General features: G+C 70.4%; 12 protein-coding genes. 7 read left to right on the top strand and 5 right to left on the bottom strand.

The genetic code is table 11. The features are described 5' to 3' along the window. The 3 genes from H5T77_RS24515 to H5T77_RS24505 all read left to right on the top strand — a co-directional run. Positions 1–392 (top strand): hypothetical protein (locus tag H5T77_RS24515; protein ID WP_292653226.1); only part of this gene is annotated, 392 nt, incomplete at its 5' end. An 11-nt stretch (positions 393–403) separates the two neighbouring features. Beyond that, entirely contained in the window at positions 404–2,050 is a 1,647-nt protein-coding gene (locus tag H5T77_RS24510) for a hypothetical protein (protein WP_292653225.1), read from the top strand. Positions 2,051–2,060: 10 nt separating this feature from the next. Beyond that, entirely contained in the window at positions 2,061–2,972 is a 912-nt protein-coding gene (locus H5T77_RS24505) for a glycosyltransferase family 2 protein (RefSeq protein ID WP_292653224.1), read from the top strand. On the opposite strand, the gene H5T77_RS24500 is transcribed toward H5T77_RS24505, so the two are convergent. Both H5T77_RS24500 and H5T77_RS24495 read right to left on the bottom strand, forming a co-directional pair. Further along, positions 2,948–4,351 carry a hypothetical protein gene (locus H5T77_RS24500; RefSeq protein ID WP_292653223.1) on the bottom strand — a complete coding sequence of 468 codons (1,404 nt, stop codon included), beginning with the start codon at positions 4,349–4,351 and terminating at the stop codon, positions 2,948–2,950. The two genes, H5T77_RS24505 and H5T77_RS24500, sit on opposite strands and share 25 nt — an antisense overlap. Before the next feature lie 83 nt (positions 4,352–4,434). After that, positions 4,435–5,856 (bottom strand): tyrosine-protein kinase domain-containing protein, encoded by a 1,422-nt coding sequence (locus H5T77_RS24495; protein WP_292653222.1) that lies wholly within the window; start codon positions 5,854–5,856, stop codon positions 4,435–4,437. A gap of 275 nt (positions 5,857–6,131) precedes the next feature. Between H5T77_RS24495 and H5T77_RS24490 the strand changes: the two genes are divergently transcribed. Both H5T77_RS24490 and H5T77_RS24485 read left to right on the top strand, forming a co-directional pair. Next, complete coding sequence (locus H5T77_RS24490; RefSeq protein WP_292653221.1) at positions 6,132–6,866, top strand: arsenate reductase/protein-tyrosine-phosphatase family protein; 735 nt, start codon at positions 6,132–6,134, stop codon at positions 6,864–6,866. Between the two features lie 36 nt (positions 6,867–6,902). Then, positions 6,903–7,700: a siderophore-interacting protein gene (locus tag H5T77_RS24485; protein WP_292653220.1), complete on the top strand. Its 798-nt coding sequence runs from the start codon at positions 6,903–6,905 to the stop codon at positions 7,698–7,700. Positions 7,701–7,918: 218 nt separating this feature from the next. Here the strand turns inward: H5T77_RS24485 and H5T77_RS24480 are convergent, their stop codons facing one another. Then, positions 7,919–8,794, bottom strand: coding sequence for a M15 family metallopeptidase (locus tag H5T77_RS24480; protein ID WP_292653219.1), 876 nt, complete (start codon positions 8,792–8,794; stop codon positions 7,919–7,921). Beyond that, complete coding sequence (locus tag H5T77_RS24475; protein ID WP_292653218.1) at positions 8,791–9,396, bottom strand: TetR/AcrR family transcriptional regulator; 606 nt, start codon at positions 9,394–9,396, stop codon at positions 8,791–8,793. The genes H5T77_RS24480 and H5T77_RS24475 overlap by 4 nt, the downstream gene beginning before the upstream one ends. 67 nt (positions 9,397–9,463) lie before the next feature. Here H5T77_RS24475 and H5T77_RS24470 point away from each other — a divergent pair, with 67 nt between their 5' ends. Then, positions 9,464–10,219, top strand: a complete 756-nt coding sequence (locus H5T77_RS24470) for an SDR family NAD(P)-dependent oxidoreductase (RefSeq protein WP_292653217.1) — start codon at positions 9,464–9,466, stop codon at positions 10,217–10,219. A gap of 52 nt (positions 10,220–10,271) precedes the next feature. Further along, positions 10,272–10,718 (top strand): MerR family transcriptional regulator, encoded by a 447-nt coding sequence (locus tag H5T77_RS24465; protein WP_292653216.1) that lies wholly within the window; start codon positions 10,272–10,274, stop codon positions 10,716–10,718. On the opposite strand, the gene H5T77_RS24460 is transcribed toward H5T77_RS24465, so the two are convergent. Continuing rightward, positions 10,675–11,685 carry an aldo/keto reductase gene (locus tag H5T77_RS24460; protein WP_292653215.1) on the bottom strand — a complete coding sequence of 337 codons (1,011 nt, stop codon included), beginning with the start codon at positions 11,683–11,685 and terminating at the stop codon, positions 10,675–10,677. The genes H5T77_RS24465 and H5T77_RS24460 overlap by 44 nt on opposite strands. Positions 11,686–11,837: the final 152 nt, after the last annotated feature.

The following is an 11,837-nucleotide window of genomic DNA, read 5'->3' as shown; positions in this document are numbered from 1 at the left end:
ACCGCGCGGTCGGCCTGAAGGCCGAGGCCACCACGGCTCCCGGCGTGACGGCGCGGCTGGCCAGGATCGACTCCGTCGAGGCCACCGCAAGCCTTCCCGGTGAGGTCGGTGGTCCGGCGCTCGCGATCACCGTGAAGGTGAAGAACGAGACCGGGAAGAAGCTCTCCCTGGCGCTCGGTGTGGTCAACGCCTACCACGGCCCTGAGCGCACCCCCGCAGTGAGCGTCGCCTCCGACGGCGAGGTGCCGTTCCCGGCCTCGGTCGCAGCCGGCGAGTCGGCCACGGGCGTCTACGTCTTCCAGATCCCTGAGGAGTCCCGTCCCGTCCGCGTCGAGCTCGATCTCGGCAACGGCGCCGACGTGGTGGTCTTCAAGGGACGCCCCCAGCGATAACCGTCCCCACGATGAGAGATGTGATGAAGCCGATCCTCGCTGTCTTGGCGCTCCTGGCCACGAGCCTGACCCTGGTGACCTCCGCGATCTCCGCATCCGCGGACACCGCGCCGGCCGATCCAGACCTGCCGAGGACGGTCTCTGCCGACGTACTCCCGACCGTGCAGATCAACGGGGTCGCCTGGAAGCAGGTGATCGTCGGTGACATCGTCTACGTCGGCGGCAACTTCACCTCCGCTCGCCCCGCGGGTGCCGCGGCCGGCACCAGCGAGTCGGCGCGGTCCCACATGCTGGCCTACCGGCTCTCGACCGGAAAGCTGGTCACCGGGTTCGCGCCGAAGTTCAACGGCCAGGTCAAGGACATGGCGCTCTCGCCCGACAAGAGCCTGCTCTACGTCGCCGGCGGCTTCACCCAGGTCGACGGCGTGAACCGCTACCGCGGCGCGGCGATCAACCTCGCCACCGGGGCGTTGACCAGCTTCCGGCCGATCTTCAACTCGACCACCAACGCGGTCGCGGCCACATCGACCGCCGTCTTCTACGGCGGGGTGTTCACCTCGGCAGATAACGCCGCGCGTACGAAGGTGGCGGCGGTCAAGCCCAGCGACACCGGCACCCAGCTGCTGCCGATGAACCCGAAGCTCGCCGGCGGCAACGTCAACGACATCGTGGTCTCCTCCGACGGCACCAAGATCGTGATCGGTGGGGCGTTCACCAGCGTGAACGGCTCCGCCAACCCGGGCTACGGCCTGGCCCGGATCGAGGTCTCCTCGGGCAAGTCGCTGGCGCTGCCGGTCAACTCCGAGGTCCGCAACGGCGGTGCCAACTCGGCGATCCTGTCCCTGGAGTCCGACGGCACCAGCTTCTACGGCAGCGGCTACCACTACGGCGGCGGCGGCAACCTCGAGGGCTCCTTCAAGGCCAGCTGGGCCACCGGCAAGCTGACCTGGCTCGAGGACTGCCACGGTGACACCTACGCCGTCTGGCCCACCACCGACGTGGTCTACCAGGCCAGCCACAAGCACGGCTGCGACACCTCCGCCGGCTTCCCGGAGACCAAACCGCGGGCGTGGCACCACGCCACCGCCACCACCCAGGACGTACGCGGCACCAACACCGCCGACACCAAGTACAACTACCCCGACCACCCCGGCACCCCGCGCCCGGAGTTCCTGGAGTGGTACCCGAAGTGGACCAACGGCACCTTCACCAGCGCCAAGCAGTCGACCTGGACGGTGACGGCCAACGCCAAGTACGTGCTGTTCGGTGGTGAGTTCCTGAAGGTCAACGGCGTCGCCCAGCAGGGTCTGGTGCGGTTCGCGGTCAAGGACATCGCTCCCAACAAGGTCGGTCCGACGCTGAAGGGCGCCAAGTGGGCGCTGACCGGCACCTCGCCCTCCGCGGGCAAGGCCACGCTGAAGTGGCCCGGCAACCCCGACAAGGACAACGCGACCGTCACGTACAAGCTCTACCGCGGCTCGATGACCTCCACGCCGATCAAGACCGTCAAGGTCACGGCCCCGTTCTGGAAGCACGCTGCGATGACCTTCACCGACACCGGTCGCGCCAGCCGCTCGGCGCAGAAGTACCGCATCGAAGCGGTGGACCCGCTCGGCAACGTCTCCCGCTCCGACTGGGTGACGGTCACGATCAAGTGACTCCATCCCGATGACCCAGCCGGTCTGGGTCTGCATGCTCACCTATCGGCGCCCGGAGGGGCTGGCCGAGGCGGTGGGCCTGCTTCGGGTCCAGCTCGAACTGGTTCCGGGCGCGCGGCTGCTCGTGGTGGACAACGACGAGCAGCCGACCGCTTCTGGCGCTGTGAGCGAGGCGGCCTGGGGCGACGTACGTGTCCGGTATGTGCATGAGCCGACCCCTGGCATCGCCGCCGCGCGGAACCGGGCGCTGGCAGAGGCCGGACCGGACGCCGTCGTCGTCTTCATCGACGACGACGAGCAGCCGTCGCAGAGGTGGCTGCCGACCCTGCTCACCTGCTGGCAGGAGACAGGCGCGGCTGGCGTCGTCGGTCCGGTGGTCTCCAGCTTCGCCGCCGAACCGGACCCGTGGATCACCGCGGGTGGCTTCTTCGTACGACTGCGGCACGCCACCGGCACGGTCGTCACCACCGCGGCGACCAACAACCTTCTTCTCGACATGCGCCAGGTCGGCTCGCTCCGCTTCGATCTCGGCTTCGGTCTCTCCGGCGGCTCCGACACCGTCTTCACCCGCACCCTCTCCGCAGGTGGCGGCCGGATCGTGTGGTGCGACGAGGCCGCCGTCCACGACCTGGTCCCCACGGACCGCGCGACCCGCGAGTGGGTGCGCGCCCGCGCCTCCCGTATCGGCAACTCCGACTCCCGGGTGCAGGTCTACCTCGCGCCTCGGGGCCGGCGTCCGATGGCCCGACTGCGTGCGACCGTCCGAGGCGTCGTCCGCCTTCTGGGCGGATCGGCCCGCGTCGTCCTCGGCAGCCTCACCGGCTCGTCGACCCACCACGCCCGAGGCACCCGCACCATGCTGCGCGGCCTGGGCATGCTCCGCGGCGCCTGGGGCTCCTACGTGACCGAGTACGAGCGCTGACCCCCGCCGGAGAGGTAGCGGCGGCGAGCGCGCTGATCGCGACGTCGGGCGCGTGTCCGCGGCGGGGGCTTCCGTGGCGGCGGCTTCCGCGCCGGCGGGGCCGAATCGGCAGCCGCTTCCTTGCGCTGCAGCAGGAACACCCCGAGCGCCAGCGCGAGCGGCGGCAGCGAGCTGATGATCGGCCCGAAGAAGAGGTTCCAGCCCAGCTGTAGGGCAAGGAAGAGCCCGAGCGCGGTGCCGGTGCGATGGGCCAGGCTGCGGCCCAGATAGCCGGTGGCGAGCCACAACAACCACCCTGACATCACCAGCCCGGCGAGACCGAACCAGATCCAGAGGTCGCCGATCAGCGAATGCACCTCGATCCGGGTGCCAAACATGTAGTGCTCGACGTAGCCGTTGTCCGGGTCATAGCCCAGACGAGACATGCCCTGTTTGGCGGCCTGCATATCGGTCGGGGTGGCCATGGTGCCGGCGCCGTAGCCGAGCGGCTCGTGGAGCATGAGGGCGACCGTGGCCCCGATCTCGGGTCGGCCACCGAGGATGAGCGACCCCGCTGTCTGCACCTGCAGCTCGGTGCGCTCCTGCGCGGACTGGCCCAGGTAGCCCTCCAAGGCGGCCCCCTCGAGTGCCCGGTAGAGGCCGAGCCCGAGGGCGCCGACCAGCACCAGCGAGAGCAGCACGGAGGTCGACTTCTTCGCCGTCGCAGGCCGGTGCTGCCACACCAGCAGCACCGCGGTCATGATCAGGAACGCGCTCATCGATCGGGCCCCCGAGAGCGCGGTGATCGCGGTCAGCAGGCCGAGGACGATCAGCTCGGCGGCGACCTGCTTGCGGGGACGCCGCTTGATGAGCAGGCAGGCTCCCAGCAGCAGCATCGTCGAGGGCATCGCGAACCCGAACCGCCACGGTTCCTCGGTGAACCGCGAGCCCATCGTCGCGGTGGTGAACGCGCCGACGGCGTAGAGACACACCACGATCCCGGGTGAGAGCACCCGCTGGCCCCACAACAGCGCCCCGGCGCTCATCGCGGCGGAGAAGACCGGCAGCAGCTCGATGAGCACGTTGGCCTCGGTCGGCGGATGCGTCGCCGAACGCCAGGTGTTGAGCGCGAGCGCGGAGATGAAACAGGCAAGCAGCAGTACGCCGCCCAGCACGGCCCCGCGATAGCGGCTCGCCTCCCGGATCCAGACAGGTGCCAGGGCCGCGCCGATCAGCCCGCCGACCGTCAGCCCTCTGACCAGGTTGAAGTCGGTCCCCGCGAGGAACGCCGCCGCTCCCGCCAGCAGGGCGGCCAGCACCTCCCAGCCGGTCCGTTCGGGGTGCTGGGTGCGTCGGGCGCCCTGGGTGCGCGGAGGGCGCACCGCCGTCGCGACCGCCACGCTCAGCTCCCGGCGGCGGGGTAGCCCTGCTGGCGCGGTTCCCGACGGCGTACGAGGCCGGCGAGGAGTCGCGACCGCCACGGTCAGCTCCCGGCGGCGGGGTAGCCCTGCTGGCGCGGTTCCCGACGGCGTACGAGGCCGGCGAGGAGACGGGCGAACCAGCTCTGCTCCGGCTGGCCGTAGTAGGTGTGCGCGGCGGTGTCGCGGACCTGGTTGGCGACGATGCCGAGGCAGCGGGCGTCGACGGCCTCGAGGCTGTCGATGGCCTCGAGCACCTGCGGGCGGTGGATCGTACGGCAGTTGGCGACCACCAGTGCCCCGTCGGTCAGCCGCGACAGGATCGCGCCGTCGGCGACCGGAAGCAGTGGCGGGGAGTCGAGGATGACCACGTCGTAGCCGGCGCGCGCCTCCTCCAGCAGGGCGGCCATCCGGGGGGAGCCGATCAGCTGGGCGGGGTTGGGCGGGATCTCGCCCATGGTGAGCACGTGCAGGTTCGCATCTCCCCAGACCTGGATGACGTCGTCGAGCTCGACCTTTCCGATCAGCACCGTCGTCAGCCCGGCCGCGCCCTCCAGCCCGCAGTAGTCCGCGACCGCCGGACGGCGCATGTCGGCGTCGATGAGCAGCACGCGCTGGCCCTGCTCGGCGATCGCCAGCGCCAGGTTGATCGATGTCGTCGACTTGCCCTCACCGCCGATCGAGGAGGTCACGACCATGGAGCGGACCCGCGAGGAGGCATCGAGGAACTGCAGATTGGTCTGCAGTCTCCGATAGGCCTCCGTGGCGACGTTGTGCGGATCGATCGCGGTGATCGCACCGCGGGAGCGCCGCTGGCCCCGGCGCCGGGGGATCGCTCCCAGGAGGCCCACGTCGGTGAGCTGCTCGATCTCGGCAGCGGTCCTGACCCGCGTGTCCAGAAGGGCGCGGATCACGGCGATCGCGACACCGAGGCCGAAGCCGCCGGTGAAGCCGACCAGAGCGGCCAGCCGCGTACGAGGTGCGAACGCCTCGTCGGGCGGGTCGGCTCGGGCGACCACGGTCACCTCGACCGCGGCCTTCTTGTTGGAGCTGGGGGAGAGGTTGGTGATCGTGGTGGTGAGCTCGTCGGCGACCGAGTTGGCGAGATCCGAGGCGCCGGTGCTGGTCGTGGCCACCGCGTCGATCTCGATGATCACGGTGTCGAGCGGGTTCTCGGCGGTGATCTCCTCGGCCAGGTCCTTGGACGTCGTGTCCAGGTCGAGGTCGTAGATGACCTGGTCGAGCACCACCGGCATCGTGGCCAGCTTGGCGTAGGACTGGACGATCTCCTGGGTGAACGTCGAGCCCTGGACCAGCTCCTGGGTCGTCGCGCCACGAGCGATCGAGACGAAGACGGTGCTCTGGGCGCGGTACTGCGGGGGGCTCGCGTGCGCCTGCGCGAAGGCCGCGCTGGCGCCGATGATCGCGAGCGCCGCGACGATGTACCAACGCTTTCGCAGGGCTGCGACGTAGTCGCGCAGGTCCACCAGGTCACTCCGTCCGATGTCTTTGCCAGGCTGTTCGTCCGTGGCTCATCCGCCCTCAGGGCAGGTCCACGAGGCCATCGCACATCCTCACCCGATTTGGGGACGACGTGGCCGAGCGGCCGCCCCGTTCCCCCAAATGGGGGATTCATCTGCCGTTGGTTTCTGGAGCCGTACGCTGACTGCGTAATGTCTGTTCGTCACGTTCGGGGGGTCCGCTGCGTGGATGTGCGGTTCACGCTCGAGAATCGTCAGGCAACTGTTCGAAGGTAGGCAGGATGGACTCCGCGACGATCCTGGTCGTCTGCACCGGGAACATACGACGATCGCCGGCGATCGAGGCGATGCTCCGTGAGGGCGTCGGCCAGATCGGTGGGCTCGCCCGCCACGGCATCACGGTGATCTCGGCCGGCAGCGAAGCGCTCGAGGGCTACGACATGGACTCGATGATCGCCTCCGAGGTGGCTCTCGCCGGGACCCGGCTGACCAGGCATCAGGCCTACCGTCTCGACGTCGCCGACATCGAGCGTGCCGACCTGATCATCACCGCCGAGCGGTCCCATCGCAGCGACGTCGCGCGGCTGGTGCCCCCGGCGGTCAAGCGGACGTTCACGCTCGTCGAGCTCGCCGCGCTCAGCGATCTGCTGGGACGCGCGGCCCTGGGCGGACCCACGGGCTCGGAAGCGGATGCGGCAGCCCGGCTGCGCGCGCTGGTCCAGCTCGCACCGCTGCAGCGGACCCGGCGGCGGATCCGACGGCCGGCCGACGACGACCTACTCGACCTGCGGAGGCGGTCGCCGCGCGAGGCGCGGCGGCTGGTGACCGAGGCGCGTGGCCATGTCGAGACGCTGCTGCGGGTTCTGGAGCCGAGCCTGTCGCTGGTCAACAAGCCTCAGCGACCCTTCGCCCCTCTCGTTGCCCCTCCTGTCGCCGCTCCCACTTTCGCCTCGTCCGACGAGCCGAACGAGTCGACCCAGCCCCGTTCCGCGCACTCCAACCGGTCGGCGGGTTGACCGACGCCGGTTTGGAGGCGAGTTAGGTTTGCCTACATGAGTCGTCCCGCGAAGCCTGAGACCGTTCTCGTCGTCACCGCCACCGAGCAGCTGAGTCCGACGATGATCCGGGTGAGCTTCCGCTCGGAGGACCTGAGTGCCTTCTCCTCGAGCGTCTTCACCGACCGCTACGTGAAGCTCTCCATCCCTCAGGGGCCCGGCTCGACGGAGGACGCCCCCGTGTTGCGCACCTACACCGCGCTCAACCCGTCGGTCGAGGACGGCACTCTCGACATCGACTTCGTCGTCCACGGCACCGAGGGGTACGCCGGTCCCTGGGCCGTCGCGGCCGAGCCCGGTGACACTCTGGTGGCTCTCGGCCCCGGCGGTGCCTACGCGCCCGACCCGGAGGCCGACTGGCACCTGCTCGCCGGCGACGAGACCGCCCTGCCCGCCATCCGCGCAGCTCTGGCCGCTCTCCCGGCCGACGCCCGCGGATACGCCGTCATCGACATCCCCGCGCCGGACCACGAGCAGCCGCTCGACCACCCCGAGGGCGTCGAGGTGACCTGGCTTGTCACCGGCGACCACACCCACCACGCAGCGCAGGACGCCGAAGGTCACGAGCAGATCCTCCTCACCGCCATCCGCGACCTGAAGTGGCTCGACGGCCGCGTCCACGCCTTCGTCCACGGCGAGGCGGCCGTCACCATGCACGGCATCCGCCCCTACCTCCTCAAGGAGCGGGGCGTCCCGAAGGCCGACGTCTCCATCTCCGGCTACTGGCGCCGCGGCCGCACCGAGGAGACCTTCCGCGAGTGGAAGCGCGAGCTCGCCGACGCCGAGTCCGTCTGACCTGAGCAGCCACCCCCGCTGGTCGAGCCGCCGGAGCCGCTAGGCGGAGGCGTGTCGAGACCAACACGGTGAGGTCCGCGCTCGATCGCACCGTGTTGGTCTCGACACGCTCGGCCGCAGGCGGCCTCGCGGCTCGACCAGCGGGGGGTTGGCGGCTCGACCAGCGGGGTTGGCGGCTCGACGAGCGGGGTTGGTGGCTCGACCAGCGGTGCCGGGCGTCAGGTGCCGTTCTCGCTGAAGTGCTGGTAGTCCTTCAGTGAGCTCCAGGCGCCGCCCCACTCCCAGCCGATCTCGGCGAAGGCCCGGACCACCACATCGTCCGGGTGGATCATCCCGGGCGCCTCTCGGGACCGGTCCACGTACCAGCGGGCGAGCTCGGGGATGACGCGGTCGCCCTTGACGTACGGGTTCTGGAACGGGTTCAGGTCGATCGCCAGGCCGTAGGCGTGCTGCGAGAACGAGGTCTGTCCCACAGAGGGTCGGCAGACGAAGCCGCCGGTGCCGTTGCCGTCGCCGGTCGGCGGCGCGTCCAGGGCGGCCTTCGTGGTGATGTCCAACTGCTCGATCGGGAATCTCGCCTCGTAGAGCCGCCGAAAGACTCCCACCACGTCCTCGGCCACCCGGGCATTGATCAGCATCTCGCCGGTGTGGCGGGCGCCGTCGAAGCCCCAGAACGCCATCCGCACCCAGGCCAGCTCCTGCCTCGAGACCGGGCAGCCCGGCTCCCAGGTCGAGCGCGCGATCACGTCGTCGGGCGCGATGTCGACCTCGGCGGCGAAGCCCTCGCCGGGCAGCATCGGGACCACGTCCGGCAGCGTCCAGGCCCGGTTGCGCAGCTCCTTCGGAGTCGCTCCGGCGATCCCGTAGCCCGCGGCGTCCTCCTTCAGTACCCGGGTGCCGAGCCACGGCGGCGGCACCGTCCCAGGCTCCGCGACAGCCGGAGAAGAAGGCGAAGGTACGTCGCTGGGTGACGGCTCCGCGGGGATCGAGGGGACGCTGGTCGTCGGCGACGGGCTGGCCTCAGGCGCCCCGCCGCAGGCGCTGAGCGCGAGCAGGAGGGCGGCCGACCAGGCGACGTACGTCCTGGTTCTCACCGATCCGCCCCGCCTCGTGACGGCCAGGCAGCCATCGCGACCGCGGCGAGACCGCGCAGCTCCTGCCGCGTGGCGCCGTCGATCGCCTGCACCGACATGCCCTGGATCACGGCTCCGAAGAGCCGCGCCAGGGCGCCGACGTCGGTCCCGCCCGGCAGCTCGCCCTCGGTGACCGCTGTCCACAGCCGCTGCTCGATGCCGGCGAGCGTCTCGGAGCGCATCCTCGCCGGGCGGGTGGCGACGCCCCGCTGGGTGGCGCCCAGCGCCAGGGCGGCCGTCGAGACCATGCAGCCTGGTGGCAGCCCGCTCTCGCTGAACCGGTCGGCCGCCTCGTTCAGGAACTCCGAGACGGCCTCGCGAGCCGGCCCGTCGGGCCGCAGCACGGTGCCGTGCTCGCACGCGTAGCGCTCGAGGGCGGTCTGGTAGAGCAGCTCCTTGGAGCCGAACGCCCCGTAGAGGCTGGGGGCCTTCAGCCCGGTCGCGGCCTCGAGCGTCGCGACGCTCGTGCCTTCGTACCCGTGCTCCCAGAACGCCCGCATCACGGCATCGAGCACCGCGTCCTCGTCGAAGGAGCGCGGTCTTCCGCGGGAGGGCTTGCGCATTTCCATAGTGATCCCTACATTAACTCCCAACGCTTTATTTAGCGACTACTACAGAAATGAGACCGAGATGATCCGCAATGCACTCGTCACCGGAGCCTCCCGCGGGATCGGCCGCGCGATCGCCGTACGTCTGGCCGCCGACGGGTTCGGCCTGATCGGCGTCCACTACGGCTCGAACCGTGCTGCCGCCGAAGAGACAGCACGGCTCATCGAGTCGGCCGGGGCTCAGGCGGTCCTGATCAGAGCGGACCTCGGTGAGGACGGTGCGAAGGCGGCGGGCGAGATCGCGGAGGCATGGACCGCAGCGGCGCTCGATGCGGATGGCGGCCTCGACGTCCTGGTCAACAACGCGGGCATCAGCGGCAACCAGGAGCTCCACGAGCTCGACCCGGTGACCGCGCGCCGGGTGCTCGAGGTCAACCTGATCGCGCCGATGTTCCTTACTCAGGCGGTCGCCCCGCATCTTCGCGAAGGCGGCCGCGTGATCAACGTGTCGACCGGCTACACCCGGGTGGCGGCCCCGACCCATCTGGCGTACGCCGCGGCCAAGGCCGGCATCAACAACCTCACCCGCGCGCTGGCCGCGCCGCTCGCCGCGCGTGGGGCGACGGTCAACGCCGTCCTCCCTGGCGTGATCGACACCGACATGAACGCCGACTGGCTCAGCCTGCCCGAGCCGAGGGCGCAGGCCGACGCACTGTCGGTCTTCGGCCGGATCGGCACGGCGGAGGACGTCGCCGACGCGGTCGGCTTCCTCGCCTCGCCCCGGGCGCGATGGGTCACCGGCGAGACGCTCGACGTGACCGGCGGTTCGGCACTCTGAGCCGCCTGATCTCACTTGACTTCGAGTGCACTCGAACCCGGACACTGGCTCCATGACGACCCAGACGCACAGCAACGGCGGTCTCAGCATCGCCGAGGTCGCCGAGCGGACCGGCCTGACCGCACACACGCTGCGCTACTACGAGCGCGACGGGTTGATGCTCGGGGTCGGCCGCAACGGCTCGGGCCACCGCGCCTACACCGAGGGCGACCTCGGCTGGATCACGCTGATCACCAGGCTGCGCTCGACCGGGATGCCGATCCGGGAGATCCGCCGTTACGCCGAGATGGTCCGTGAAGGCGCCGGCAACGAGGAGGAGCGCCTCGCCCTGCTGCGCGCACACCGCGACCGGGTGCGCGCGCAGCTGGAGGAGACGGCCGCCCATCTGGACGCGATCGAGTTCAAGGTCTCCTACTACGCCGCTGCGGTCGGCGAGACGGATCCCGATGCCGAGCTCATCGCCCAGCAGCGTCGAGGCGACGTCGCTGCTCCTCGTTGAGCTCCAAGTCCACCGCCGCCAGGCTCTCGTCCAGCTGGGCGACCGACGATGCCCCGATCAGCGGGATCACCGGAAGCGCGTCGCCGAGCATCCAGGCCAGCACGACCTGGTTGCGGGTGGCGCCGGTCTCGGCTGCGACCTCGTCGAGCACGTTCAGCCGCGCCGTCGTGCCCGGGTGGTCATAGGCGCCGTCGAGGGGCTTGGCCGGGTTCGTGTACGCCCCGCTGAGCAGCGGCGTGTAGGCGACCAGGGTCAGCCCCGGCGTCGCCCGCACGTAGGCGAGCAGCGAGGCGTCGGCCACGCCGATCTCGCCGTCGACCGACAGCCTGGGGTCGGGGATGTCGGTGCGCATCCGCAGGTAGGTGTGGTGGTACTGCAGCACGCTCGGGCGTGCCGCCTCCGGGTTCGCGGCCCGCGCCCGCTCGACCTGCCAGGACCAGTGGTTGCTCAGCCCGAACTGGCCGATGACACCGTCCTTCACGAGAGCGGCGAAGCCCGCGGCGTACTCCTCCAGCGGCACGCCGTTCATGTCCGGCACGTGCGCGTAGTAGAGATCGAGCCGCTCGACGCCGAGGCGTTCGCGGGAGCGGTCGGCCTGCTCGCGTACGTTCTCCGGCGTCAGCCCTTCCCAGCTCCGGTTGCGCTGGGTCGCCCAGCCGTTCTCGACACGCTCGACGGTGTCGGTGGGACGTGCGCCGACCTTGGTGGCGATGACGATCTCCTCGCCGATCCCACGGTCGCGCCGCCACCGGCCGAGGAACGTCTCGCTCTCGCCGCCCTGGGTGCCGTTGGCCCAGTAGGCGTAGTTGTTGGAGGTGTCGACGAAGGTGCCGCCGGCCTCGACGAAGCGGTCGAGGATCGCGTAGGACGTCTCGACGTCCGTGTCCGTGCCGAAGCGCATCGCGCCGAGGGCGAGCTTGCTGACGCGCCGTGCTCCGGCGCCCGTTCCGATGGTCGTGTATCGCATGTGCCCCACGCTCCGGCTTCGTGCGCGCTCGAAGTCAACAGGTTTGAGATTGCGGGGTCTCGACAGGCTCGACCACCGGTGAGCACGCCTCGACCACGGCGTACGCACGTCTTCTAGACTGGTGCCTGCACCCCCTGTCTTCCCGGCCGGGG

Source organism: Nocardioides sp., from assembly GCF_014360585.1.
In the GTDB taxonomy this organism is placed as follows: Bacteria; Actinomycetota; Actinomycetes; order Propionibacteriales; family Nocardioidaceae; genus Nocardioides.
The sequence above is the reverse complement of the archived record's forward strand: the minus strand, read 5'-3'. Positions and strand labels throughout refer to the sequence as shown.

Bases quoted from the DNA above. Each gene is read 5' to 3' on its own strand.
- H5T77_RS24510 (WP_292653225.1), top strand. From the start codon at position 404: ATGAGAGATGTGATGAAGCCGATCCTCGCTGTCTTGGCGCTCCTGGCC.
- H5T77_RS24505 (WP_292653224.1), top strand. From the start codon at position 2,061: ATGACCCAGCCGGTCTGGGTCTGCATGCTCACCTATCGGCGCCCGGAG.
- H5T77_RS24490 (WP_292653221.1), top strand. From the start codon at position 6,132: ATGGACTCCGCGACGATCCTGGTCGTCTGCACCGGGAACATACGACGA.
- H5T77_RS24485 (WP_292653220.1), top strand. From the start codon at position 6,903: ATGAGTCGTCCCGCGAAGCCTGAGACCGTTCTCGTCGTCACCGCCACC.
- H5T77_RS24475 (WP_292653218.1), bottom strand. From the start codon at position 9,396: ATGCGCAAGCCCTCCCGCGGAAGACCGCGCTCCTTCGACGAGGACGCG.
- H5T77_RS24470 (WP_292653217.1), top strand. From the start codon at position 9,464: ATGATCCGCAATGCACTCGTCACCGGAGCCTCCCGCGGGATCGGCCGC.
- H5T77_RS24465 (WP_292653216.1), top strand. From the start codon at position 10,272: ATGACGACCCAGACGCACAGCAACGGCGGTCTCAGCATCGCCGAGGTC.
- H5T77_RS24460 (WP_292653215.1), bottom strand. From the start codon at position 11,685: ATGCGATACACGACCATCGGAACGGGCGCCGGAGCACGGCGCGTCAGC.